At 62.2% G+C, this 21425-nt stretch carries 19 protein-coding genes; 14 read left to right on the forward strand and 5 right to left on the reverse strand.

Going from position 1 to position 21425, the window contains the following annotated elements; genetic code table 11:
- Nucleotides 1-323 precede the first annotated feature (323 nt).
- From PSH86_RS02735 to PSH86_RS02765, 7 genes are all read left to right on the forward strand, one after another.
- The gene (locus tag PSH86_RS02735) at nucleotides 324-2081 is read left to right on the forward strand and encodes a carbamoyltransferase (RefSeq protein ID WP_109752114.1); all 1758 of its coding nucleotides are present in this window, start codon (nucleotides 324-326) and stop codon (nucleotides 2079-2081) included.
- The gene (locus PSH86_RS02740; protein ID WP_109752115.1) at nucleotides 2065-3195 is read left to right on the forward strand and encodes a glycosyltransferase; all 1131 of its coding nucleotides are present in this window, start codon (nucleotides 2065-2067) and stop codon (nucleotides 3193-3195) included. Before PSH86_RS02735 ends, PSH86_RS02740 begins: the two co-directional genes overlap by 17 nt.
- On the forward strand, nucleotides 3195-4091 hold the full coding sequence (locus PSH86_RS02745; protein ID WP_116834021.1) for an antimicrobial resistance protein Mig-14: 897 nt from the start codon (nucleotides 3195-3197) through the stop codon (nucleotides 4089-4091). Before PSH86_RS02740 ends, PSH86_RS02745 begins: the two co-directional genes overlap by 1 nt.
- 8 nt (nucleotides 4092-4099) lie before the next feature.
- Entirely contained in the window at nucleotides 4100-5500 is a 1401-nt protein-coding gene (locus tag PSH86_RS02750; protein ID WP_109752117.1) for a PIG-L deacetylase family protein, read from the forward strand.
- Nucleotides 5501-5584: 84 nt separating this feature from the next.
- Complete coding sequence (locus PSH86_RS02755) at nucleotides 5585-6541, forward strand: glycosyltransferase (protein WP_109752118.1); 957 nt, start codon at nucleotides 5585-5587, stop codon at nucleotides 6539-6541.
- Nucleotides 6542-6596: 55 nt separating this feature from the next.
- The gene (locus PSH86_RS02760; RefSeq protein WP_109752119.1) at nucleotides 6597-7361 is read left to right on the forward strand and encodes a hypothetical protein; all 765 of its coding nucleotides are present in this window, start codon (nucleotides 6597-6599) and stop codon (nucleotides 7359-7361) included.
- 48 nt (nucleotides 7362-7409) lie between these two features.
- A complete protein-coding gene (locus tag PSH86_RS02765; RefSeq protein ID WP_109752120.1) occupies nucleotides 7410-8513 on the forward strand; it encodes a glycosyltransferase in 1104 nt (367 codons plus the stop codon).
- Here the strand turns inward: PSH86_RS02765 and PSH86_RS02770 are convergent.
- A complete protein-coding gene (locus tag PSH86_RS02770) occupies nucleotides 8499-9104 on the reverse strand; it encodes a toluene tolerance protein (protein WP_116834023.1) in 606 nt (201 codons plus the stop codon). The two genes, PSH86_RS02765 and PSH86_RS02770, sit on opposite strands and share 15 nt — an antisense overlap.
- A gap of 107 nt (nucleotides 9105-9211) precedes the next feature.
- On the opposite strand from PSH86_RS02770, the gene PSH86_RS02775 reads away from it, so the two are divergent.
- The 5 genes from PSH86_RS02775 (at nucleotide 9212) to hldE (ending at nucleotide 15346) form a co-directional block, all read left to right on the forward strand.
- Entirely contained in the window at nucleotides 9212-10384 is a 1173-nt protein-coding gene (locus PSH86_RS02775; RefSeq protein ID WP_163855578.1) for an O-antigen ligase, read from the forward strand.
- 15 nt (nucleotides 10385-10399) lie between these two features.
- Nucleotides 10400-12205, forward strand: a complete 1806-nt coding sequence (msbA, locus tag PSH86_RS02780) for a lipid A export permease/ATP-binding protein MsbA (protein WP_109752123.1) — start codon at nucleotides 10400-10402, stop codon at nucleotides 12203-12205.
- A gap of 314 nt (nucleotides 12206-12519) precedes the next feature.
- A complete protein-coding gene (locus tag PSH86_RS02785; RefSeq protein WP_109752124.1) occupies nucleotides 12520-13224 on the forward strand; it encodes a sulfotransferase family 2 domain-containing protein in 705 nt (234 codons plus the stop codon).
- On the forward strand, nucleotides 13217-13825 hold the full coding sequence (cysC, locus tag PSH86_RS02790) for an adenylyl-sulfate kinase (RefSeq protein ID WP_249015882.1): 609 nt from the start codon (nucleotides 13217-13219) through the stop codon (nucleotides 13823-13825). Before PSH86_RS02785 ends, cysC begins: the two co-directional genes overlap by 8 nt.
- Nucleotides 13826-13924: 99 nt before the next feature.
- Nucleotides 13925-15346: a bifunctional D-glycero-beta-D-manno-heptose-7-phosphate kinase/D-glycero-beta-D-manno-heptose 1-phosphate adenylyltransferase HldE gene (gene hldE / locus PSH86_RS02795; RefSeq protein ID WP_305487682.1), complete on the forward strand. Its 1422-nt coding sequence runs from the start codon at nucleotides 13925-13927 to the stop codon at nucleotides 15344-15346.
- Nucleotides 15347-15487: 141 nt separating this feature from the next.
- Here hldE and PSH86_RS02800 read toward each other — a convergent pair whose 3' ends face one another.
- The 4 genes from PSH86_RS02800 to PSH86_RS02815 form a co-directional block, all read right to left on the reverse strand.
- On the reverse strand, nucleotides 15488-16453 hold the full coding sequence (locus PSH86_RS02800) for a metal ABC transporter ATPase (RefSeq protein ID WP_305487685.1): 966 nt from the start codon (nucleotides 16451-16453) through the stop codon (nucleotides 15488-15490).
- A gap of 34 nt (nucleotides 16454-16487) precedes the next feature.
- On the reverse strand, nucleotides 16488-17300 hold the full coding sequence (locus PSH86_RS02805) for an aldo/keto reductase (protein WP_109752129.1): 813 nt from the start codon (nucleotides 17298-17300) through the stop codon (nucleotides 16488-16490).
- On the reverse strand, nucleotides 17297-18472 hold the full coding sequence (locus PSH86_RS02810) for an FAD-binding oxidoreductase (RefSeq protein ID WP_305487690.1): 1176 nt from the start codon (nucleotides 18470-18472) through the stop codon (nucleotides 17297-17299). The genes PSH86_RS02805 and PSH86_RS02810 overlap by 4 nt, the downstream gene beginning before the upstream one ends.
- A 203-nt stretch (nucleotides 18473-18675) precedes the next feature.
- Nucleotides 18676-19008 (reverse strand): multidrug efflux SMR transporter, encoded by a 333-nt coding sequence (locus tag PSH86_RS02815; RefSeq protein ID WP_109752132.1) that lies wholly within the window; start codon nucleotides 19006-19008, stop codon nucleotides 18676-18678.
- A gap of 104 nt (nucleotides 19009-19112) precedes the next feature.
- Here PSH86_RS02815 and PSH86_RS02820 point away from each other — a divergent pair, with 104 nt between their 5' ends.
- Together PSH86_RS02820 and waaA are read left to right on the forward strand one after the other, a co-directional pair.
- Nucleotides 19113-20003: a LysR family transcriptional regulator gene (locus tag PSH86_RS02820; protein WP_109752133.1), complete on the forward strand. Its 891-nt coding sequence runs from the start codon at nucleotides 19113-19115 to the stop codon at nucleotides 20001-20003.
- A 22-nt stretch (nucleotides 20004-20025) separates the two neighbouring features.
- A complete protein-coding gene (waaA, locus tag PSH86_RS02825) occupies nucleotides 20026-21300 on the forward strand; it encodes a lipid IV(A) 3-deoxy-D-manno-octulosonic acid transferase (protein ID WP_305487695.1) in 1275 nt (424 codons plus the stop codon).
- Nucleotides 21301-21425 lie beyond the last annotated feature (125 nt).

The raw sequence follows: 21425 nt of genomic DNA on the forward strand, positions 1-21425 counted from the left end.
GCCGATGCACCGTGGCGAGGGAGCTTGCTCCCGCTGGGCTGCGCAGCAGCCCCAAAAAGGCCGGCGCATTCCCGCAGGAAAACCGCATCAACCGGTTTACGACGGCTGCGCCGCCGAGCGGGAGCAAGCTCCCTCGCCACAGGTACGCTGCCCTGCAAGCGCCAGGCAATCGTGTGCTGCACGCTCGCCACTCACCGCTAGAGGCTTAAGGCCGCTTTTAAGCTATAATCCCGCCCTTTAGCTGCCCCGCACCCTTGGCGCGCGGCACATCAATTTTTCGCGGCGCTTGTCGCCCGTATGCAGACATAAGAGGCTAGACCCCTGTGGCATTGACGATTCTTGGCCTGTCCGGCGCCCTTAGCCATGATCCTTCCGCAGCGCTGTACATTGACGGCAAGCTGATCGCGGCGGCCGAGGAAGAGCGCTTCGTACGCGATAAACATGCAAAGAACCGCATGCCCTACGAGTCGGCGAAGTTCTGCCTGGAACAGGCTGGCATCAAACCGTCCGACGTTGACGTGGTGGCGATTCCCTTCGCCCCGATCAGCCTGTTCGGCGAGGCTCGCTGGCACTACGCCAAGCGTTACTGGTACGCCCCGGACCGCGCCCTCGACGCGATCCTGATGGGTAACCGTCGCTACAAGCGCTATCGCCGCAAGATCGTCTGGTGCCTGGAGCAACTGGGCTTCGATCCGAAAAAAATCAAGATCGAGCCGGTCGAGCACCACCTGGCCCACGCCTCCAGCGCCTACCACTGCTCGGGCTTCCAGGAAAAAACCGCGATCCTGGGCATCGATGGCAAGGGCGAATACGCCACGACCTTCTTCGGCTACGGCGAAAACGGCAAGATCCACAAGATCAAGGAATTCTTCGACCCAGACTCCCTGGGTGGCCTGTACGGCGCGATCACCGAGTTTCTCGGTTTTGAAATGCTCGACGGTGAATTCAAGGTCATGGGCATGGCGCCTTACGGCGATGCCAGCAAGTACGATTTCTCGCGCCTGGCCTCGTTCGAAAACGGCGAGCTGGTGATCAACACCGACTATGCCAACGTGATCGGCCTGCGTCGCTATAAAGAGAAGGGCAAGGGTTTCTACTTCTCGCCGAAGCTGATCGAGTGGCTCGGCCCGAAACGCGAAGGCGACATCGCCGACGAGCCGTACATTCACTACGCGGCCAGCATGCAGGCGCTGTTCGAGAAGCTCGCGCTGCAAATGATCGATCACTACCTGGGCGACGTACTCAAGGAAACCGGCAAGCTGGCTTTCGCCGGCGGCTGCGCGTTGAACGTCAAGCTGAACCAGAAAATCATCGCCCGCGACGACGTCAAGGAGCTGTTCGTGCAACCGGCTTCCGGTGACGCCGGTACCGCGGTGGGTGCGGCGGCTTATGTGTCCCACGCCCGTGGTGTGCCGGTAGAGAAGATGGAACATGTCTACCTCGGCCCGGCCTACAGCAACGAAGACGTGATCGCTGCATGCGCCCGCCATCCGAGCAAGCCGGCATGGCGCAAGATCGACAACACGCCTGAGCGCATCGCCAAGATCATGGTCGACGGCAATCCGGTGGCCTGGTTCCAGGGGCGCATGGAGTTTGGCCCACGCGCCCTGGGCGGTCGCTCGATCATTGGCTGCCCGAGCGCCAGCGGCGTGGCCGATCGCATCAACGAACAGATCAAGTTCCGCGAGCGCTGGAGGCCTTTCTGCCCGTCGATGCTCGACACCGTCGCGCCGCAGATGATCAAGGTCGACCACCCGGCGCCGTTCATGACCTTCACCTTCGAAGTGGCCGAAGAATGGAAAACCCGCGTGCCGGAAGTCGTCCATGAAGACGGCACGTCCCGGGCCCAGGTGCTCAAGCGTGAATACAACCCGCGCTACTACGACATGATGAAGGCGCTGGAAGTCCTGACCGGCAACGGCGTGTCGCTGAATACTTCGCTCAACCGTCGTGGCGAACCGATGATCTGCTCGCCGACCGACGCGCTGAACATGTTCTATGGTTCCGACCTGCAGTACCTGATCATGGAAGACATCCTGGTGGTCAAAGACGGCGTGGACGCTTATGACACGCTCGGCTGAGCGACATGTGCTGCAGTTCTGCCACGGTTATGACGGGCCGTTCCTCGACTGCGCCCGTCAGTACGCCAGCCTGTTCGCGGGCACTGGCTATCGCGTGACCACGGTGTTTCTCACTGGGGCGGCCGATGCTGAGGTCGCCGCCGGCTGTGCCTCGGACGAGGTGCTGTTCATGGAGTACAGCTCCAGTGCCGTTCGCGGCCTGAAGCTGGGTGCCATCAGCGATCTGCGCAAGATCGCCGCCTCACGCAATTTCAGTTTCTGCATTGCCCATCGCTTCAAGCCGATCTACATCGCCCTGCTGGGCACGCGCCTGCCGGTGATCGGCGTGCACCATGCCTTTGGTGACTACCAGCGGCGTACACGCCGGCTGTTCGCCCATGTGTTTCGCAAGCGTCTGAGCCTGCTCGGAGTGTCCGATGCGGTGCGTGACGACATGCGTCGCTGCCTGCCGAAATGGCCGGCTACGCGGATCCAGACTCTCTACAACCGCATCGACCTCGATGCCGCCCAGGCCGGCCAAGTCTCCCGGGAGGAGGCGCGGCATACGCTCGGGCTGGATACGGACGCCTGGATTGTCGGCAATGTTGGCCGTCTGCACCCGGACAAGGACCAGGCCACACTGTTGCGCGGCTTTGCCGCGGCACTGGAGTATCTGCCGGTCAACAGCCAGTTGGCGATTCTCGGCAAGGGCCGTCTGGAGCAGGATCTCAAGGCACTGGCTCGTGAGCTGGGCATTGCTGATCGCGTGCTGTTCCTTGGCCAGGTGCCCGAGGCGCGCCGTTATTTCCGCGCTTTTGATGTGTTCGCCCTGAGCTCCGACCACGAACCGTTCGGCATGGTGCTGCTCGAAGCCATGGCCGCTGGCGTGCCGTTGCTGGCCACGGCCTGCGGCGGCGCCAAGGAAGTGGTCGAGGACGTGGGCATCCTGTTTCCGCTGGGCGACGCCGAGCACATGGCCCAGGGGCTGCAACACCTGGCGGCCATGGACGATCTGCAGCGTCGCCAATGCGCCGAGCTGATGCTCGACCGCTTGCGCGAACGCTTCTCGGATCGCGCCGTACGCGAGGCATTCTGGCGTTTGCCCCAAGTCACCGAACTGGCGCCGAGGGCCTGATGCTCAACCGATTCCAAGGCTGGCGCGAGCGCGGCTGGACCGCTGTCGATGCGTCGATTTATGCCCAGGCCTGGCAGCGTTTTGGCGGCAGTGTGGCGACCCATCCTTTGGTGGTCGAGCGCCTGGCGGCCCTGGCCGGGATTCCCGTGCGCTACCTGGCGTTCGAGCAGGATGGCGAACTCAAGGCCGCCATACCGACCTGGGGCCGCGACCTGGCGCTGTCCAAAGACGTGCTCAAGCGCAGCGGCAAGAAGGGCCTGTTCGACCTGGGCAATGCCGAGCTGATCCTGCCGGCGGCGCCCGATGCACAAGCCCCGTTGCGGCATCGTGGACGTTACCTGTCGGCCCTCAATGAGGGACGCTTCAGCGGCTTGAAGTTGCAGCAGGAACAACTGGCCATGGCCCGCACGCCGGAAGAACTGTCCAAGAAGTTTCGCTACAACCAGCGCCGCGAGTTGCGTTTGCTGGAAGAGGCGGGCGGGGTGGTACGGCCGGTCGACGAGTTTTCCAGCGCCGAGTTGGCCTCGATCTACTGTGACCTGTTCCTGCGTCGCTGGGGCTTTGCGGCCACCGGTGCCGAGCGCATGGGCGAGGTGATCGAGTTGCTGCGCGAATGGTTGATCGGCTCGGTGATTTTTCTCAACGATGCGCCGATTGCCATCCAGTTGGTGTATCGCGTCGAAGCGCCCGAGTGGATCAGCGTCGAGTACATCAACGGTGGCGTCGACCCGCAGACCCGCGAATTCAGCCCCGGCAGCGTGTTGAGCTTCCTCAACACCCAAAGCGCCTGGGAACATGCTCGTGCCGCCGGCAAGCCGTTGCGTTTTTCATTCGGCCGGGCGGACCGGGAATACAAGGACCGTTGGTGCAACCCCGTGCCGGTGTTTACCGTATGAACCCGCCCATGAGTCGCAAGCAACAGCTGCTCCGGCGCCACCGTCGCAACAAGCGCGTGGGGTTGTTACTCGCCCTGGTGGTGTTGGTGTCGCTGGGCGTCGCGGTGGCCTGGTGGCTGCCCCTGGTACTGGCGGTGCTGGGCTGGATCGCCCACGAGGCGTGGTTCGCCGATCACTTGTTCTATTCGCCCCGGGACGATTACCAATACAGCTTTCCGCCGTTCACCCAGCAACCCAAGGTGCATTTGAATGCCGGGCGGCTACGGTTGGACGAAGGCGTGATCCTGGACGATGGCGCGACGCTGATCCTCGCGCTGCGGATCAAGAGCACTTGGCTGGGACGCTTTATCGACCCGCTCGTCGAATTGTCGGGCGGCGAAAGGGACCTGCAAACTTTCGAGCGCGGGGTCAATGGCCTGCGCTATCTCAATCTCAGCGAGCAGGGTCCGGCGTTGTCCCGGGGCGAGCTGCGTCTGCGTGGGCGCCATTGCCGTTTGCTGGGCGAGCCGACGCTGTGGTCTTTCACGCCACCACAAGTCCAGCGCCAGCGGGTGATGGTCATCGCCCCTCACGCCGATGATGCGGAACTGGCTGCCTATGGTTTGTACAGCCAGGCAGACGAAACCTGGATTGTGACGCTGACCGCCGGTGAAATCGAAGCTGAGCATTATCAACAGATGGGCTTGGACCGTGTCGAGGCCGCGCGGCTCAAGGGCCGTTTGCGCGCCTGGGACAGCATTGCCGTACCGCGTTGGGCTGGGGTGCCTGAAGCGCACTGTGTGCAGTTGGGGTATTTCTGCCTGCAACTGGCGGCCATGCAGGCGGCGCCGAGCCAACCACAAGGCTCTCGCGAGGCTGGCCTGAGCGATATCCGGCTGTTCCGCCAGTTGAACCCGTTCACCTTGCCGGGCGATGCCGACGGCGCGCCGACCTGGAACAACCTGCTGGCGGACCTGCGCGAACTGCTGCTCAAGGCGCGTCCCGAAGTCATTGTATTGCCACATCCGACCCTCGATCCGCACCCCGATCATCTCTGCGCCCATCATGCCGTCCTGCAAGCCCTCGAAGGCCTGGAGTGGCAACCGACCACGCTGTTGGGCTACGCCAATCACCTGCACGACAATGATCGCTGGCCCATGGGGGATGCGGGCACAGGCATTGCGTTGCCGCCGTATTTCGAGCCGGCCCAGCCGATGCAGCCTGTCAGCCTGCCGCTGGCGTTGCCTGGACAGCGCGACAAGGCCATGGCGCTGGGCATGATGCATGACCTGCAACCGCGCGCGCCGTTCAAGCGACGCTTGCGCCGTGGCATCCAGCGCCTGCTGGCCGGGCGCACGGGCTCGCCGTATGGCGAGAACGAGTTTTTTCGCAAGGCTGTGCGTCGCCATGAGCTGTTCTGGCGGTTGTAACGGCCCAAGGTGGGGAGGCTTTGCGCTACGGCGCAAACCGGCCTCCGGTTATTTATCAAGTCGTTCGGTGCCGCAAGGAAAACGATGAAAGTTCTGTTTCTGGTGCAGAAAGAACAGCGGGCCATCCTGGACCGACTCTACGAAGGCGTGGCCGCTCATTGCGAGTGCGACTTGCGCTGGCTCGACAGCAAGGAACAACGCAACCTGCGGGGATATTTCCGCCGCCACGTGGATGTATCGCGTTATGACCGGATCGTGTTTTTCCTGCGTTTCAAGCAGGAGATCCGCCAGGCTGGTTTCATCCGCACGATCCCCAACCTGGTGATCCTCGAGCACGATGCCTACCAGAATTACATCCCGTGCAAATACACCGGCAAGTTCAGTGCGCATTACCGTCGCCTGCCGTGGGTGCGGGTGATCAGCTCCGGCTTCATGGTGACCGAACGTCTGCGCGGCGAAGGTTTCGATGCGGTTTTCGTGCCCAAGGGCTACGATCAGTCGTTATTGCAGGATCAGGGGCGTGAGCGGGACATCGAGTTGGCCTTCGTCGGCAGCACCAACAGTGTCGCCTACAGTGGTCGCAAGGCCCTGCTGGATGAGCTGGGGCGCGTTGAGCCGCTGGTCGTGACCCGGACCAAGTCCGGCGAAGAGTATTGCGAAACCCTTAACCGTATCCGTTTTTTCGTCAGTGCCGACGTAGGCATGGGCGAATTCATGATCAAGAATTTTGAAGCGATGGCCTGCGGTTGTGTGCTGCTGGCGTTCGATCAGGGCGTCGAGGAGGCGCGGGCGTTGGGGTTGCAGGACATGCACAACGTGGTGTTGTACCGTGACATCCCACAGCTCCAGGAAAAACTTTCCCGGCTGCGCGCCGACCCCGAGCTGGCGCGCAGTGTGGCGCACAACGGCCAGAAGCTGGCGCTTGAGCAGTTCAGCTTCGCGCGCATCGGGCAGAAAATCGTTGAAGCATTGGAGCCGCCGCTGCGGCCTCGAGCCCCATTGAATCTGCTGGAAACATTGCGCCTGAAACTGGGCGTTTGATACGAACCGTTGAGCCATCCGGTGTTCAGATGGCGTTTGACTAAATGGTATTTCAGTGCAGTTTTCCGACGATAGTGACATTACCCTGGTGGTAACCAGTTGCGGCCGGCTCGACCTGCTCAAGCAGACCCTGGAGAGCTTCGACCGTTTCAACACCGCGCCGATCCGTGAGGTCTTCATTACCGAAGATGCCGGCGACGAAGGCGTACATGCGGTCATTCCCGCTCACTGGAAGGACCGCACGACGGCCTTCGTCAATCGACCGAAGCTGGGACAACTGGCTTCGATCGACCTGGCGTACGAGCACGTCAAGACGCCTTATATCTTTCACTGTGAAGATGACTGGGCGTTCTATCGCCCGGCCTTCGTGGAAGATTCGCGCACGATCCTGGAGCAACGGCCAGATATTCTTCAGGTGTGGTTGCGTAACTATGTCTACGATTTGTGCGTGCACAGTCCCTACATTCGCCTGGGCGAGCGTGAAGTCATCGGCGGCGTGCCCTGTTATCCATTGATTTCAGACAAGCCCGAATGGCAAAGCTTCTCCCTCAATCCTGGTCTGCGGCGGTTGAAGGAGTATCGGCTGTGTGCCCCTTTCGCCGGTTTCGGCGGTGAAAAAGCCTTGTCGCTTCGTTATGCCGAACTGAACTTGACGGCGGTCACGCTCGAAGGGGATGCTGTTTTGCATACCGGATTCGGGGTGCATGTGGAAGTACCCGTGGAGCGCCAGCGCAAGGCCCGCCGCAAGCGCCGCGAGCAAGTCAAGTTGTCCCTGGTTCTCTTGCTCGGGGTCTGCATTGGCTGGCTTATCAACTACTGAATGCCGCGAAGCATGAATCCTGGTCCGCGATAAAAGGTTTGCTGCTCGATGAGCATTATCAATGTCATGTGGGCGGGCGGTGCACCGTTCGCTTCGGTACACAAGGTCCATAATCAGATTCTCTCGCGGATGGAACCAGCGATGCCTGTCAAGACATGGCTCTTGCAGGGGTCGGCGGCTGCCTGCCAGATTGATGTCGGGGCGGCGCTTGAGTGGAATATGACATCGGCCCGGCTCAAGGGTCGACACGTTTGGCGCCTGCTAAAACCCCTGATGCACAATCGTTTCCGTCAGGCGTTGCTCGACAGCGATGCGCGTGTGGTATTGCTCGATGGCATCGGTGTGGCCCGTACCCTGTTGCCGGTCCTCAAGGTCATGCCGCAGATCCGCGTAGTGGTGATCTTCCATGGCGCGACACGGCTCAATCCTGCGGGGCGCGAGCTGTTGCGCGGCTTCCCTGCCTCCCGCCTGACCCTGGCTGCGGTCTCCCAGACCCTGGCGATGTCGCTCCAGGACGAGTTGGGCATGCAGGTCGCTGCGCTGCGTAGCGCGTTCGATCCGGCGCAATTCCAGGCCGCGCTGCTGTCTCGCGAAGCGGCACGTGCCCGACTGGGTCTACCAGACTCGCAGACGCGGATATTTGGCGCGGTGGGACGGCTGGTGGACAGCAAGGGGTTTGCCTGTCTGCTGGAGGCGTTTGGCCGGGCGGCGATCCACCACCCCGATTGGCGCCTGGTGATTGTCGGCGAGGGACCGAGGCGCGAAGCGCTGCAAGCGAGGATCGCCCGGCCGGATCTGGTCGACAAAGTCTTGCTGGTGGGGCATCTGGAGGATGTGGCGACGCTCTATCGGGCATTTGACTGGGTGCTGATCCCGTCCCTGGACGAGGGCCTTGGACTGACCCTCCAAGAGGCTGTCCTGGCTCGTGTCCCGGTGCTGGCCAGCGAACTTGCGGTCTTTCGTGAACAACTGGGCGACACCGGCTGGTACGCGATGCCCAACGACGAAAGTGGCTGGAGCGAGGCGATCGAACGAGCGGCGCAGGCTTCGGCCGATACGGTCGCAGCGGCTCAGTACCGGGCACTGGCCCCTGACGAGGCCTGGTCGAGCTTCAGCCAGGTCGCCCGGCAGTTGATCTCAGGCAGTCAGTAGGGCATTTTCCAATGCTTGCATCGGAAAGCTCCCGTTCAGGTTCTCTCGGGCAATATAACGAGCGAAATGCCGCAAGTTGCGACGTGCCAGATAGCGTGGCAGTGGCGAGCGCAGGAAGCGCATGTCGGCCACATCGATCAACCCCAGTTGGTTTTCAGGCGTGACGACGATGTTGCCCAGATGCAGCGAGCGAAAATAAATACCGCTGGCATGCAGGCTGCGGATCAACTCGACAAGCGCTGGAAGGGTATGCTGCCAGCTGAAGTTTTCCTGACTTGATAATTGACGCAGGGTTTTACCAGGAAGCGGTCGATACAGTACGGCGGTCATGCCGGGTTTTTGCAGTTTGTAGAAGGCCAGCACTTCGAGGGTCGGTACGCCGAGCTTCTGCAGGCGGGCCGCATTATTGATGAATCGCGTTGAATAAGGCCTCAGCAAGGCCGAAGAAAAAAGCCGCTTGCGGCGAAACAGCTTGAGGATATTCCCATCCTGCAGCAGATAGACTTTTGGGCCGTAGCTGTCGGCCTCCAGAATGCTGGCGCCTTCAATCAATTGATTCAAAGCGGCTTGGGGAAGCCGTGAGGATTGCATCGTAGGGAAACCTTGTTGAAAGAACCGGTGCCGTGGCGGGCCATGATGCCCAAAAGTTTTTGTTTTCACCATGCCGGTTTGGCTGGTAGACCGTTTAGGAGCGTTAGATGCAGGCAACACGTTGGGCACAGGGCTGGATGGCCTTTGGCTTGTTATGGTTTTTGCTGGCGATAGCCCTGGCACCGACTAACAAGATTTATCAACAGGGGTTGGTTGTATTTGTCTGGCTGCCGGTGATCGTCTTCGCCTGGCCGGCCCGTCATCGGTTGGCGGAGGTATGGCGTGCCCAACGCGTGATCTACACGGCGCTGCTGGCGCTGATGGCCTGGGCCCTGGTGACACTGGCCTGGGCCGAAGTGGCAGAGCCTGCCCGCGAGGCCAAGCGATTGCTCTACATCCTGGCGTTCCTGTTGTTTTTCCCGATCTTTGCCAACGGTCAGCCCGAACGCGTGATTCGTATCATGCAATGGGGCGGCCTGGGGCTTGCGCTGACGGCCTTGTTGGCCATCATCCATTTCTATGGGTATGCGAACCATCACTGGAATGTGCGTCTGCAAGGATTGGGGGAGTTGTCTCATCCAATCCTTGGCGGCTACGTGATCGGGTTGGCGGCAATCTGGATGTTGCATTGGATGCCACGTCATTTGGGGTTGCAAGTGCTTTGGGTCGTGGCCTTGGCGCTGTTGGGCATATTCGTCGTGGCGAGTCAGAGTCGCGGCGCTGCGCTGGCCTTGCTGCTCAGCGTACTGGCCATGCCGATCTATTGTCGTGACCAGAGGGCCCGGATTATCGCCGCCACGACCCTGGTGCTGGCGATGCTGACTTTCTGGTTGCTCGAACCGCTGGTCATGGAGCGTGGTGCTTCCTATCGACCCGAAATTCTCATGTCGAGCCTGCACATGATTGCCGAGCGCCCGTGGGGCGGCCTTGGCGCGGCGGCTGATTACCGGGTTATCGTCCACGGCCTCAAGTTCGATCACGCCCACAATCTGTTCAGCCATGTCACCATTCAACTCGGGCTGCCGGGGCTGCTGCTGTGGTGCATCGTCTGGTTCGCCGTGCTGCGCGAAGCCTGGCGTGCCCGGGAAAGCCTGCTGGGCCGGGGCGTGCTCGGTATGTGGGTGTTTTCATTCCTGGCGATGCAGTTCGACGCTGCGAGCCTGACCGGAACCCCCCGCGCCGAATGGTTCATTACCTGGCTGCCGATTGGTCTGGCCAGCGTTTTGACCTGGGCGCAGGCCAATGCCGGTGGCTGTGATAAAATTCCGCGTTCTTCCTAACCAGTGAGCCCGACGATGAGTGACGCACCGCCCAAAGCGGAACAGGATTCCAGCCTGAAGATCTATTTTCGGTTGCTGGGATACGTCAAACCCTACGCGGGCATTTTTCTGCTGAGTATCGTGGGTTTCGTGATATTTGCCTCGACCCAGCCCATGCTGGCCGGGATTCTCAAATATTTCGTCGACGGCTTGAGCAACCCCGATGCGGTGCTCTTCCCCAACGTGCCGTACCTCAAGGATTTGAAACTGCTGATGGCGGTGCCGCTGCTGATCGTTCTGATCGCTGCCTGGCAGGGCCTGGGGTCGTTCCTGGGCAACTATTACCTGGCCAAGGTTTCCTTGGGGCTGGTGCACGACTTGCGAGTCGAGTTGTTCAAGAAGTTGCTGGTGCTGCCTAATCGCTATTTCGACACCCACAATTCCGGGCACCTGATTTCCCGCATCACCTTCAACGTGACCATGGTCACCGGTGCTGCCACCGATGCCATCAAGGTGGTGATCCGCGAAGGTCTCTCCGTGGTGTTCCTCTTCGCCTACCTGGTGTGGATGAACTGGAAGCTGACCCTGGTGATGCTGGCGATCCTGCCGCTGATCGCGGTCATGGTCAGCAGTACCAGCAAGAAATTCCGCAAGCAGAGCAAAAAGATCCAGGTGGCCATGGGCGACGTGACTCACGTTGCCTCCGAGACCATCCAGGGCTACCGAGTGGTGCGCAGCTTCGGCGGTGAGGCCTATGAGGAGCAGCGCTTTACCAACGCCAGCCAGGGCAACACCGACAAGCAATTGCGCATGACTCGCACCGGCGCGGTCTACACGCCGATGTTGCAGTTGGTGATCTACACCGCCATGGCGGCCCTGATGTTCCTGGTGCTGTTCCTGCGCGGCGACGCGACGGCCGGTGACCTGGTGGCCTACATCACGGCTGCTGGTCTGCTGCCCAAGCCGATTCGCCAACTCTCGGAAGTCAGCTCCACCATCCAGAAAGGCGTGGCCGGTGCCGAGAGCATCTTCGAGCAACTGGATGTCGAGCCGGAGATCGACAGGGGGACCGTTGAGCAGGAGCGGGTCAGTGGTCGTCTCGATGTGCGCAACCTGAGCTTTACCTACCCCGACGCTGAGCGCGAGGTACTCAAGGACATCAGCTTCACGGCGGCACCCGGACAGATGATTGCATTGGTGGGCCGTTCAGGTAGTGGTAAATCGACCCTGGCGAGCCTTATCCCGCGCTTCTATCACCATGAGGTCGGCCAGATTCTGCTCGACGACGTGGAAATCGAAGACTACCGCCTGCGTAACCTGCGTCGTCATGTCGCCCAGGTGACCCAGCATGTCACGCTGTTCAATGACACGGTGGCCAACAATATCGCCTACGGTGACCTGGCCGGTGCGCCACGGGCCGACATTGAAAAGGCGGCTCGGGATGCCTATGCGATGGACTTCATCGAGCAGTTGCCCGATGGCCTGGACACGGAGGTCGGCGAAAACGGCGTGTTGCTGTCCGGCGGCCAGCGCCAGCGCCTGGCCATTGCCCGGGCGTTGTTGAAGAACGCGCCGCTGCTGATCCTCGACGAGGCCACCTCGGCGCTGGACACCGAATCCGAACGGCATATCCAGGCCGCGCTGGATCAGGTCATGAAAGGCCGTACGACCCTGGTCATCGCCCATCGTCTGTCGACCATCGAAAAAGCCGACATGATCCTGGTGATGGACCAGGGCCGTATCGTCGAGCGGGGAACCCATGGCGAGCTCCTGGCGCAGAACGGCTACTACGCGCGTCTTCACGCCATGGGGCTGGACGCCCCCGCCGAGAATATCGCCTGAGTTCGGATTCCAGGCTGTGACAGCCGGCCTGTTTCTCTCGGCCGGCTTCGATCAACTGTGGGACACAAATGTTGTGTGCAGCCAGTACCAATGTGCGAGCTTGCTCGCGATAGCGGTGTCTCCGGGGCGGCGATGTCGAATGTTCCGACGCCATCGCGAGCAGGCTCGCTCCCACAAGTTTGTATCGAAATCCTTACCCGCCTTGACCAACCCACAATAAATCCGCGACTCGTGACTGCTAAGGTCTGGCCACAGGACTTTTCCTGGACCAACTTAGTCATCGAGGGGGCCATCCCTCTCGCGCGGGTGCTTGAATGTTGCAACGCTATCTCTGGAAGCTACTGCCCAAGTCGCAGCGCTCCTTTCTGTTGGGGCGCCTGTCGGTTGTCGACCGACAGGTCGTGAACAAATCGATGTCGGCCAATTGCCGTTTTCCCGAAGCTTTCGCCCAACGCGGCTGTTTGTTCATCCATGTGCCAAAATGCGCCGGCAGCAGTATTTGCGTCGGGCTTTTCGATGGCTACAGCCCGGGCCACCTGCCGTTGTACTGGTACGAAGAGCAGTTTGCGCAGCAGTACGCCGCCAGTTTCAAGTTTGCCTTTGTCCGTGATCCGCTGGAACGTGCATATTCGGCCTATGCTTTCCTGCGGGGCAACACGTTGGGGTCGCGCGACCATGCGGCTCAGAAACTGGTCGGCCAATACCGCGACTTCGACGATTTTGTCGTTCGCTGGCTGCATCCGGAGAACATCACCCGGCAATTGCATTTCGCTGCGCAGACAGATTTCCTCACCGACTCCCTCGGCCACCTGGCGTTGGACTTCATCGGTTATCAGGAATACCTGGAGCGGGACTATCAGCGGGTGTGCGAGTACCTGGGGCTGGCTGCGACGTTGCCCCATGTGAACCGCACCCGCCAGCGCGTCGTGGTGCCGGTACGGGACATTTGCTCGGTACGGACCCGTCGGCTGGTGCGGCGGGTGTACCAACGTGACTACGAGATGCTTGGTTATGAATGAAACGTCAAAGGTATCGATGCAACAGGTGCAGATTCGTCCTTATGCGCAGGCGCTCACGCCCGAGGATCGGGCTGCCATCAAAGCCCAGCGCCCACGTTGTATCTGGCTGACCGGACTGTCGGGGGCGGGCAAGTCGACACTGGCCAATGCCTTGGAGGTGCAACTCAACCAGCAGGGTTTGCACACCGCCCTGCTCGATGGCGACAACCTGCGCCAGGGACTGTGCCGGGGCCTGGGCATGGATGCCGAGGCCCGTAAGGAAAATATCCGCCGCATTGCCGAGGTGGCGCGCCTGATGGTCGACGCCGGCCTGATCGTCATCGTTGCGGCCATCTCACCGTTTCGCGCCGACCGGGAAGCGGCTCGACAGTTGTTTGCCCAAGGCACCTTCGTGGAAGTCTATGTGAGTACGCCTTTCGACGTCTGTGCCCAGCGTGACCCCAAGGGGTTGTACCGCGAAGCCCGTGCCGGGCGGATCAAGAACTTCACCGGGCTCGACAGTCCCTACGAGGAGCCACTCGCGCCGGACTGCGCGATCGATACCAGCGAGGTGGAAATGGCCCAGGCCTGTGCCCGGCTGTCGGCGTTGCTGCAGATTTGATCGAGCGCGCATCCTGGGGTCGCCTTGCAGCCATGGATAAGCCTTCGCCAACCCTGTGCTAATATCGCGGCCCTGTTCATTTTGTATGTGGGATGCTCCATGAAGTTGTCCATGCCGCGATTCGATCAAGCCCCTGTATTGGTGGTCGGCGATGTCATGCTCGACCGCTACTGGCATGGCGGTACCTCACGGATTTCCCCTGAGGCCCCGGTACCGGTGGTCAAGGTCGAGCACATCGAGGATCGCCCCGGTGGTGCCGCCAACGTTGCCCTGAACATCGCCGCCCTCGGCGCGCCGGCCTCCCTGGTGGGGGTGACCGGCGACGACGAGGCTGCCGACAGCCTGACCAACAGCCTCAAGGGGGCGGGTGTGCGGGCGATATTCCAGCGCATCGCGCACCAGCCGACCATCGTCAAGCTGCGGGTCATGAGTCGTCACCAGCAACTGCTGCGTATCGACTTCGAAGAACCGTTCGCCACTGATCCCTTGGCCCTCGGTGCCGAGGTCGACAACCTGCTCGAAGGTATCAAGGTCCTGGTGTTGTCGGACTACGGCAAAGGCGCGTTGAAAAACCACCAGGTGCTGATCCAGGCTGCCCGTGCCCGTGGTATTCCGGTAGTGGCCGACCCCAAGGGCAAGGATTTTTCCATTTACCGTGGCGCGAGCCTGATCACGCCGAACCTCAGCGAATTCGAAACCATCGTCGGTGGTTGCGTCGATGAGCACGACCTGGTGAGCAAAGGCGCGCAGTTGATGCAGGCCCTCGACCTCGGTGCCTTGCTGGTGACCCGTGGCGAGCACGGCATGACCCTGCTGCGTCCTGATCACCCCGCGTTGCACCTGCCGGCCCGTGCCCGCGAAGTGTTCGACGTGACGGGGGCCGGCGATACCGTGATTTCCACCCTGGCCGCGGCGATCGCTGCCGGCGAGGAATTACCCCACGCGGTAGCCCTGGCGAACCTGGCGGCGGGCATTGTCGTTGGCAAGCTCGGCACGGCGGCCATCAGCGCTCCCGAGCTACGCCGCGCCATCCAGCGCGAGGAAGGCTCCGAGCGAGGCGTGCTGGGCCTGGAACAACTGCTGCTGGCCGTTGACGACGCCCGAGCTCACAACGAAAGAATCGTCTTCACCAACGGTTGCTTCGACATCCTGCACGCTGGTCACGTGACCTACCTGGAGCAGGCCAGGGCCCAAGGCGATCGCCTGATCGTCGCGGTCAACGACGATGCGTCCGTAAGCCGTCTCAAAGGACCGGGTCGCCCGATCAACAGCGTCGACCGGCGCATGGCGGTCCTGGCCGGCCTGGGCGCGGTGGACTGGGTGATCAGCTTCAGCGAGGGCACGCCGGAAAACCTGCTGCGCCAGGTCAAGCCGGATGTGCTGGTCAAGGGCGGTGACTACGGCATCGATCAGGTCGTGGGCGCGGACATCGTCACGGCCTACGGCGGTACGGTGAAGGTGTTGGGGCTGGTGGAAAACAGCTCGACGACGGCGATTGTGGAAAAGATCCGCAATAACTGAGCCGCAGTTTGTAGGGCCTGGCGGCTGTTGTGGCGAGGGAGCTTGCTCCCGCTGGGTTGCGCAGCAACCCCTTTTTTATGGGCGCTGCGCACCCAAGCGGGAGCAAGCTCCCTCGCCACAGAAGCGTTCCAATTGCTGTAACTAACGAGCCATCTTGCGCGGCACGATCTTCTTGAGCAATTGCCGGGCCTTGCCCTTGAGTCGGGTCAGGCCCGACTCTTTGCCCGGTGGTGTCAGCCCTTGCTGGCGCAGCCAGTCCTTCCAGCGAATCCGCTCGTCGCGCACCAGCCAGCCATCCTGTCGGGCGAAACTTTCCGCCAGGTACAGCCCCCGAGTGCTGGCCGGGTACAACTGATCCTTTTTCAAGGTGTACAGCTCAGGCAAGGGCTGCCCATCCTGCAGCGGCATCAGGTACAGGTCAGGCCGCTTGCGGTCCAGGCGCGCAACCAGTTGATCGCCCTCCAGGCGCTCATCAACGTGAAACAGGCTCAGGGACTTGGCTTCCCTGGGCACATCCAGGCGTAAGTCATAGATCAGTTGCAGTGATGCCGTCGGCAGGTGCACGTAGGCCCGTGGCCGCTCGATCAGTTGCAGGTTGGCGCTGCGCACCGGGCGGGCCGAGCCCGACAGCGGCGTCAGGCGAAACGGCAAGGCTTCGCGATAATGCAGGGCCGTGGCGTAGGGGGCCGGCAGCCAGGTGTCGTTGAAACGCCCGCCAAGCCAGCCTTCAGGGGTTTCCAGCAGGCATTCTTCGGCGATCTCGCTGATGGCGGTGAGCAGCGGCAGGTTCAGTTCATGGGCCGGGACGTAGCCGGAAATCAGCTTGAGCACCACGTCGCCGCGATCCTGTCGGCGTTGGCGCACCAGCACCCAGTAATCGCGGTTCTGCCAATGCAGGGTCAGGCGCACCGAGACGCCCAGGTTGGCCAGCTCCAGGGAGAAGCGCTCGGCATCGGCCACCGCGACAGGGCGGCGGCGCTGCAAGGTCTGGGCGAAATTCAGTGGCATCCCGACGCTCTGGTAAGTCAGGCCTTCGGGTGTTGCTTCGACGAACAGGGGCAGGGTCTTGAAGTTGCTTGGATTCTTTCTGATGAGCGTACGCGGCATGTCGGCTCCTTCCTTAAGGCCGCGTAGGGCGGCGTCAGTTTTTACGCAGGACCTTGGCTACGGTCGCGACGTTATGGGCGAGGTGCAGCGGATTGATGGTGCCGACAATAGCACTGGCGACCCCGGGATGCTCAAACAACAGTTCGAAACTGGCACGGACCGGGTCCACGCCCGGGCTCAGGCAGACGTGACCGCTGGCCAGGGCTTTCTTCACCAGGATCGCTTTGCCGTGCTCGCTGGCGTAGTCAATGACCGCCTTTTCGTTTCGTTCGTTCAGATTGTAGGTGACCATCGCACAATCGCCTTGCTCCAAGGCTTTCAAGCCGCCGTCGACGGTCTTGCCGGAAAAACCGAAACCGCCGATCTTGCCTTCGCGCTTGAGTGCCGCCAGGGTCGGGTAGACCTCGCTGTCGTTGAGGATCGCCAGGTCGTTGCCGTCGGAATGCACCAGCACCAGGTCGATATAGTCGGTTTCCAGGCGCTTGAGGCTGCGTTCCACCGAGAAGCGGGTATGGGCGGCACTGAAGTCGTGGCGTGACTGGCCATCGCTGAATTCTTCGCCGACCTTGCTGACAATCACCCAGTCCTGGCGTTGGCCACGCAACAGCGGGCCGAGACGTTCTTCGCTGCGGCCATAGGCCGGCGCGGTGTCGATCAGGTTGATACCCAGGTCGCGTGCCTGTTTGAGCAACATGCGCGCTTCGTCGTCATCGGGGATCCGAAAGCCGTTGGGGTATTTGACGCCCTGGTCGCGGCCCAGCTTGACGGTGCCCAGGCCCAACGGGGAGACCCGCGGGCCATCATGGCCCAAGGGGCGATAGAGGTCATGCAGGGTCGGTTGGCTCATGGCAACAGTTGCTCCCAGGCAGGCACGCCCATCGGCGGCTTCGGCAGCTCCGGCAAGGGGGCAGGGTGACTGGGTTGGATGCCATCGCGTTGCAGCGCATTGACCACCCGATCGGTGAAGTCCGGGGCCAGGGCCAGTTTGGTCGGCCAACCCACCAGCAGACGATCCTGCTCGGCGAGGAAGGCGTTGTCCGGGCGGGTCAGGCCCGACTGCAACGGTTCGGCGCGGTCAACCCGCAGCGTGGCCCATTGCGCGGTGCTGAGGTCGATCCACGGCAGCAATTGGCCAAGTTCTTTCTGAGCGACGGCGATCTGCTCGGCGGGTTCGCGGGCGATGGCATCGCCTTCGGCGAGGTCACCCCCCAGGTACCAGACCCATTGGCCATTGGCGGCCGGGTGGGTGGTCACGGTGACGCGCGGCTTCGGTCCCCCGCCCAGGCAATGGGCGTAAAGGGGCTTGAGGCTCGGCCCCTTGGCCAAAACCATGTGCAACGGCCGGGTCTGCATGGCCGGTTTGTCCAGGCCCAGGGCTTTGAGCAGGTCAGCGGTGCCCGCGCCAGCGCTGAGGATAATGCGTTGGGCACGGATCTCGCGGTCGTCGACCTTCAGGCCGACCAGCTCACCCGCTTCGCGCAATGGCTCGATGCGCTGCCCGGCCAGCAGGCTGTCGCCGGCCAGTTCCGCCAGGCGCGCGATCAGGCTGGGCACGTCCACCACCAGTTCGGCCAGGCGATAGACCTTGCCCTTGAAGCGCTTGTCTTGCAGGGCCGGCGGCAGTTGATCGCCCTTGACCTGGTCGACTCGCCCGCGCACGGCCTTGCTGGCAAAGAAACTGGTGAGGTTGCCGGCCAGGGTGCCGGGGGACCAGAGGTAATGGGCGTCGGAAAGCATACGCACACCGGACAGGTCCAGTTCACCTTCCCCTTTCAGGGCTTCGCGCCAGCGGCGCGGCATGTCGGCGATGGCTTCCGAGGCACCGGTCAGGGCGCCATGCAAGGCGTACTTGGCGCCGCCATGGATGATGCCCTGGGATTTGACACTCTGCCCGCCGCCGAGGCTGGCGCTTTCCACCAGCACGGTCGAAAAACCCTGGCGCCGCAGGCGGGCGTTCAGCCAGAGACCGGCGACGCCTGCGCCGACAATCAGGATGTCGGTGGAAATAACGGATGACATGAGCGACCTCAGTGTTCAAGACGAGGGCGCAGTATACAGACTCGATGGGTGGAGTTTTCGCCGCTCAACCTGTGGGAGCAAAGCTTGCTCGCGATACAGGCGCCTCGGTTCCAGAGAGACCGCGTCGTTTTCATCGCGGGCAAGCCTTGCTCCCAGATTCCTCCTTGCCAAACATGTATTTTCAGCCCTATTAAGCTGTGTCTTCAGTGCCCTGCCGTCTTGGAAAACAGCTGGATCACCACCACCCCCAACACAATCAAGGCCATCCCCAGCATCGCCGGCACGTCCAGTTTCTGCCCGTAGATGAACAGCGCCGCCACGCTGACCATGACGATCCCCAACCCGGCCCAGACCGCGTAGGCCACGCCCACCGGTACGGTGCGTACCACCAGCGTCAACATCCAGAACGCGGTGCCGTAGCCGGCGATGACCAGCAGCAAGGGCAGGGGTGTGCTCAGGCCCTTGATCGCTTTCATCGAAACGGTGGCGATCACTTCGGCGCAGATGGCGATGGCCAGGTAGTAGTAGGCGTTCATAGGCAGTTCCTCTTCGACGGTTGCGTCTTTCGATGGAGGCCATTCTAGAGATTGCCCAGATGCGGTAAAGTCATTACCTATCTGTAATCAAGATAGGTTGGGCCATGAACGTACAGTGGAACCTGGAGCAATTGCGACTGTTTGTCGGCGTCGCCGAGAAGCGTTCGTTTTCCGCCGTGGCCCGGGACCAGCGCAAGGCGCAGTCGGCCATCAGCAGTGCGATTGCCTTGCTGGAAGACGACTTGGGGGTGAGCCTGTTCGAGCGCAGCAGCGGCCGTCAGCCGAGGCTCACCGACGCTGGCGAAGCCCTGCTCGAAGAAGCCAGGGAGGTGCTGCGCCAGTGCGAGCGCCTCAATGGCCGGGCCCTGGCCCTGATGCGCGGGCAGGAAGCGTCGCTGCGCCTGGCCCAGGACGAAGCCATGCCCTATCAACCGGTCATCGACAGCCTGGCGGCCCTGGCCGAGCAATTTCCCACCCTCGAAGTGCAACTGGCCAGCGCCGCCCAGGGCGATGTGGCGCGCAAACTGGTGGAGCGGCGCGCCGACCTCGGCTTGCTGTTCTATCACGACCAGATCCCCGAGGCGCTGGAACGCCGGGTGTTGGGCAGCGTCGAAATGGTCACGGTGTGCGGCCGGGGCCATGCATTGGCGGACCATGGTTATGTGACCTGCCGGGAAATGGCCCGGCATCGCCAATTGTTGATGGCGACCCAGTCCAGCGTCTACCCCGGCAGCGAACAGGCCAGCCCGCAAGTTTGGCGGGCCGACAGTTTCTATGTGCTGGCCGAATGGCTGAGGAGTGGCCTGGGCTGGGCGTGGTTGCCACGGCATGTGGTGCAATACCCGGCGTACCTGGGCGACATGATCGAACTCAGCAGCGAATGGACCCCTCCGGCCCTGGTGGTGGAACTGGTCTGGCGCCGCGACGAACCCCTGGGCCCAGCCGCCCGTTGGCTGGCGGAACGTTTTGCCGTGCAGTTGCAGGCGATCGGCTGAAAAACCGATAAACTCCGCCGCCATGAACAGAACTCTCTATAGCGCATTGTTTTATCTGGGGCTGCCACTGGTAGCGATTCGGCTATGGTTGCGGGCCCGCAAGGCGCCGGCTTACGCCCGGCGCATTGGCGAGCGGTTTTCCTGGGGGCTGCCGGTCATGGTGCCGGGGGGCATCTGGGTCCATGCGGTGTCGGTGGGCGAGAGCATTGCCGCCGCGCCGATGATCCGTGCCTTGCTGCAACGTTATCCACAGCTGCCGATCACGGTTACCTGCATGACGCCCACCGGTTCGGAGCGGATCCAGGCCATGTTCGCCAACGAGCCGCGTATCCAGCATTGCTACTTGCCGTACGATTTGCCTTGCGCGGCCAAGCGTTTTCTCGACCGGGTCCGACCGTCCCTGGCGGTCATCATGGAAACCGAGCTGTGGCCCAACCACATCCACCAATGCGCCAGGCGCGGCATTCCCGTGGCCCTGGCCAACGCGCGGCTGTCGGAGCGTTCGGCACGCGGTTACGCGCGGTTCCCCAAGTTGACCCGACCGATGCTTGCCGAGATGAGCCTGTTCGCTGTACAGACCGAAGCCGAAGCCGAGCGTTTTCGCCAGTTGGGCGCTCGGACGGAAACCGTCGAAGTCACCGGTTCCATCAAGTTCGACCTGACCATCGACCCGCAATTGCTGGAGAGCTCCAGCGCCTTGCGCCGCCAGTGGCAGGCGACCGAGCGTCCGGTATGGATCGCCGCCAGCACCCATGAAGGCGAGGACGAAGTGGTGCTGGCCGCCCATCGTCGGCTGCTCGACAGCTATCCCGATGCCTTGCTGATCCTGGTGCCGCGGCATCCCGAGCGTTTTGATGCCGTGCATCAGCTCTGTGAGAACCAAGGCTTCGCCACGGCCCGGCGCTCCAGCGCTCAACCGGTCACCGCCCAGACGTCAGTGTTGCTGGGCGACACCATGGGCGAACTGCTGTTTCTCTACGCCTTGGCCGACAGCGCTTTTGTCGGAGGCAGCCTGGTGCCCAACGGCGGACACAACCTGCTCGAGCCGGCGGCGCTGGCGAAACCGGTGCTCAGCGGGCCGCACCTGTTCAACTTCCTCGAAATCGCCGCGCAACTGCGTGCCGCCGGTGCCCTGGCGGAAGTGGACGATGCCCAAAGCCTGGCCCTGGCGGTACAGCGCCTGTTCGAACTGCCCCGCGATGCCCAGCGCATGGCCGAGGCGGGGCTTGCGGTGATGCGCCGCAATCAGGGCGCGTTGCAGCGGTTGCTGGAGGGGTTGGGGCGGTTGATTGATTGAGCGACTGAATATCTGTGGGAGCAAAGCTTGCTCGCGATGCAAGCGCCCCGGTTCCAGGGAGACTGAGTGGTATTCATCGCGGGCAAGCCTTGCTCCCACAGGATGTTGTTGGCAGGGCTTCCCTC

The organism is Pseudomonas sp. FP2300 (assembly GCF_030687595.1).
GTDB lineage: Bacteria > Pseudomonadota > Gammaproteobacteria > Pseudomonadales > Pseudomonadaceae > Aquipseudomonas > Aquipseudomonas bijieensis.

Coding starts and splice junctions, on each gene's coding strand:
- PSH86_RS02740 (WP_109752115.1), top strand. CDS start 2,065: ATGACACGCTCGGCTGAGCGACATGTGCTGCAGTTCTGCCACGGTTAT.
- PSH86_RS02745 (WP_116834021.1), top strand. CDS start 3,195: ATGCTCAACCGATTCCAAGGCTGGCGCGAGCGCGGCTGGACCGCTGTC.
- PSH86_RS02750 (WP_109752117.1), top strand. CDS start 4,100: ATGAGTCGCAAGCAACAGCTGCTCCGGCGCCACCGTCGCAACAAGCGC.
- PSH86_RS02755 (WP_109752118.1), top strand. CDS start 5,585: ATGAAAGTTCTGTTTCTGGTGCAGAAAGAACAGCGGGCCATCCTGGAC.
- PSH86_RS02765 (WP_109752120.1), top strand. CDS start 7,410: ATGAGCATTATCAATGTCATGTGGGCGGGCGGTGCACCGTTCGCTTCG.
- PSH86_RS02770 (WP_116834023.1), bottom strand. CDS start 9,104: ATGCAATCCTCACGGCTTCCCCAAGCCGCTTTGAATCAATTGATTGAA.
- PSH86_RS02775 (WP_163855578.1), top strand. CDS start 9,212: ATGCAGGCAACACGTTGGGCACAGGGCTGGATGGCCTTTGGCTTGTTA.
- msbA (WP_109752123.1), top strand. CDS start 10,400: ATGAGTGACGCACCGCCCAAAGCGGAACAGGATTCCAGCCTGAAGATC.
- PSH86_RS02785 (WP_109752124.1), top strand. CDS start 12,520: ATGTTGCAACGCTATCTCTGGAAGCTACTGCCCAAGTCGCAGCGCTCC.
- cysC (WP_249015882.1), top strand. CDS start 13,217: ATGAATGAAACGTCAAAGGTATCGATGCAACAGGTGCAGATTCGTCCT.
- hldE (WP_305487682.1), top strand. CDS start 13,925: ATGAAGTTGTCCATGCCGCGATTCGATCAAGCCCCTGTATTGGTGGTC.
- PSH86_RS02800 (WP_305487685.1), bottom strand. CDS start 16,453: ATGCCGCGTACGCTCATCAGAAAGAATCCAAGCAACTTCAAGACCCTG.
- PSH86_RS02805 (WP_109752129.1), bottom strand. CDS start 17,300: ATGAGCCAACCGACCCTGCATGACCTCTATCGCCCCTTGGGCCATGAT.
- PSH86_RS02810 (WP_305487690.1), bottom strand. CDS start 18,472: ATGTCATCCGTTATTTCCACCGACATCCTGATTGTCGGCGCAGGCGTC.
- PSH86_RS02815 (WP_109752132.1), bottom strand. CDS start 19,008: ATGAACGCCTACTACTACCTGGCCATCGCCATCTGCGCCGAAGTGATC.
- PSH86_RS02820 (WP_109752133.1), top strand. CDS start 19,113: ATGAACGTACAGTGGAACCTGGAGCAATTGCGACTGTTTGTCGGCGTC.
- waaA (WP_305487695.1), top strand. CDS start 20,026: ATGAACAGAACTCTCTATAGCGCATTGTTTTATCTGGGGCTGCCACTG.